Here is a 2,293-nt window from a genome sequence, read left to right as displayed (position 1 = left end):
TAGATATAGCAACTGCTTGATTCCCTCCTTTCCCACCTGGAATCTGAAAGAAGCTTTTCCCAATAATTGTTTCTCCTAATTTAGGATGCCTCTCACTCATGGTAACTAAATCCATATTAAGACTTCCAATTACTAATATTTTTTTCATCTTTCCTCCTTGTAACCGTTTACATTTTCTATTAAAAATTTTATTTTTTTATTATTTGAAATCTATCCCTACAAGGAGCGTCACCAAAATAAATTATAAAACTTTAGTTTATGCCCCTTTGGATCCAATGTCACGTTGGGTTTTTATTTTTCCTGGAATTTTTACGATCTTTCTAGACTTATCTCCATTTAATTTACCTTTTAATATATCTACTGCCTTTTCTCCTACAGACTTTACATCAAATTCTAAATAATCTATCTTTACTCCAAAAATTTCAGCCATTTCTACCTCGTCAAAACTAAATATCAAGATATTTTCTGAGATTTTAATATTATTTTCTATGAGTCCCTTTATAACTCCTAAGGTCATCATATTATTGGCTACAAATAATGCTTCCGGAAGTTTTTTATCTTTAATTATTTGAGTTATTATCTTATATCCCGATTCTAGTTTATAATCGCCGTAGTAGATTTTTTCCTCTAATGTTTTCTCTCCCATGGCTAGACTATAACCTTCTAATCTTTTAGTAGCTGTAGTAGTTCTTATAGGTCCAGAGATCATGGCTATATCACTTACCTTAGTTAGCAGATATTTCGTTGCTTCATAGGCACCGTTTCTATTTTCTAAATATACTTTGGAAAAATTATCCCCTTCAACCTCTCTGTCTATTAGTACATACGGAATTTTAAATTCATCTAATCTGTTAAAATGTTTATAACTTGAAAATTTATCCTTTGCTACAGGAACTATTATAACTCCCTTTACATTTTGTTCTATAAGGGTTTCTATTACTCTTTTTTCTTTTTTTAAACTTCCATAACTGTTTAAAAGGATTATATTTAAGTTTTCTTCCTCTATTTTTTCATATATACCTTTTATTATCTTTCCAAAAAAAGGGTTATCTAAATCTGGTATCACTACTCCAATAGTATTTGTTTCTTTTTTTGCTAAATTTTGAGCTGTTATATTAGGTTTATAATTTTTAGCCTTTATAACTCCTAATACTATATTTCTCGTTTCTTCTTTTACTGAGGATGAGTTATTTATTACTCTCGATACTGTAGCTGTAGAAACTCCTGCTAATTGTGCTATATCTTTTATCTTCATTTCTCTCTCCTTATTCATTTTGTAACCGCTTACATATGTTATACACCATTATAACATGTTTGTCAAATGGTTTTAAAGTTTTATTTCAGAACATTTCTTATCCTATATACTTTTCATTCCTTTAATCAAAAAATCGGCTGTAGCTGTATTTGTAGCTACTGGTATCTTATGAACATCGCACAATCTTATTAAAGCTTGTACATCTGGTTCATGAGGTTGAGAAGTAAGGGGGTCTCTAAAGAAAAATATTGCCTCTATCTCATCAGTTGCAATAAGTGCTCCTACCTGTTGATCTCCTCCAATTGGTCCCGATTGAAATCTAATAATTTCTAGGTCTGTAGCTTGTATAATTCTTGCTCCAGTAGTTCCTGTGCTGACTAAACTATATTTAGAAAAAAAATCCCTGTGTTCCTTCACAAAATCGATCAATTCATCTTTTTTCCTATCGTGTGCTACAAGTGCTATTTTTTTCATCTTTTACCTCCTAAATAGTTTTCATATTTCTTAAGATAAAGTTTAACATTTTTTTATCTTTATAGTAAAATATAATAATTATATTAATATGAGGAGTTAACCTATGATACAAATATTTGGAGTAAAAAACTGTAATGATACAAAAAAGGCTATCAGATTTTTTAAAGATAGAAAAATTGATGTTCAATTTATCAATCTCAAGGAAAAAGAGATCTCAAAAGGGGAGTTGAGAAGTATTACAAAAACTTTTGATATTGAGGAGTTATTAGATAGAGAAGGCAAGGAGTTTAAAAAACGTAATTTAGAATACTATGTATTTGATACTTTAGAATTATTAATGGAATCTCCTACCCTTTTTAAAACTCCTATTCTAAGGGAGAAAGACAAAATAACCCTAGGATATCAACCTGACATATGGAAGGAATGGATAAAGTAATTAAAAAAAAGCTAAAGCTTCTTCAACCCCCTGCCCCCATCTTGGGGGTTTTTTGGTATAATAACTATTATGACTACTATTACTCTTAAAGAGATTCTTACTAATGACAACTTAAAAGCTTTTTTTAG

4 protein-coding genes are annotated in these 2,293 nt (G+C 29.8%); 1 reads left to right on the top strand and 3 read right to left on the bottom strand.

The window, feature by feature from the left end; all coding sequences use genetic code 11:
• The 3 genes from WBG30_RS07690 to mgsA all read right to left on the bottom strand — a co-directional run.
• Window positions 1–148 (bottom strand): PfkB family carbohydrate kinase (locus WBG30_RS07690; RefSeq protein WP_424504058.1); only part of this gene is annotated, 148 nt, incomplete at its 3' end.
• Between the two features lie 108 nt (window positions 149–256).
• The gene (locus WBG30_RS07685) at window positions 257–1,255 is read right to left on the bottom strand and encodes a LacI family DNA-binding transcriptional regulator (RefSeq protein ID WP_424504057.1); all 999 of its coding nucleotides are present in this window, start codon (window positions 1,253–1,255) and stop codon (window positions 257–259) included.
• 102 nt (window positions 1,256–1,357) lie between these two features.
• On the bottom strand, window positions 1,358–1,729 hold the full coding sequence (gene mgsA / locus WBG30_RS07680; RefSeq protein WP_424504056.1) for a methylglyoxal synthase: 372 nt from the start codon (window positions 1,727–1,729) through the stop codon (window positions 1,358–1,360).
• Window positions 1,730–1,832: 103 nt separating this feature from the next.
• Here mgsA and WBG30_RS07675 point away from each other — a divergent pair, with 103 nt between their 5' ends.
• Window positions 1,833–2,165 (top strand): arsenate reductase family protein, encoded by a 333-nt coding sequence (locus tag WBG30_RS07675; protein ID WP_424504055.1) that lies wholly within the window; start codon window positions 1,833–1,835, stop codon window positions 2,163–2,165.
• Window positions 2,166–2,293: the final 128 nt, after the last annotated feature.

Origin of the sequence: Psychrilyobacter sp. (assembly GCF_049671765.1) — a bacterium.
Taxonomy (GTDB): domain Bacteria; phylum Fusobacteriota; class Fusobacteriia; order Fusobacteriales; family Fusobacteriaceae; genus Psychrilyobacter.
Note: the sequence above shows the minus strand (reverse complement) of the source record. Positions and strands in the feature narration are given on the sequence as shown.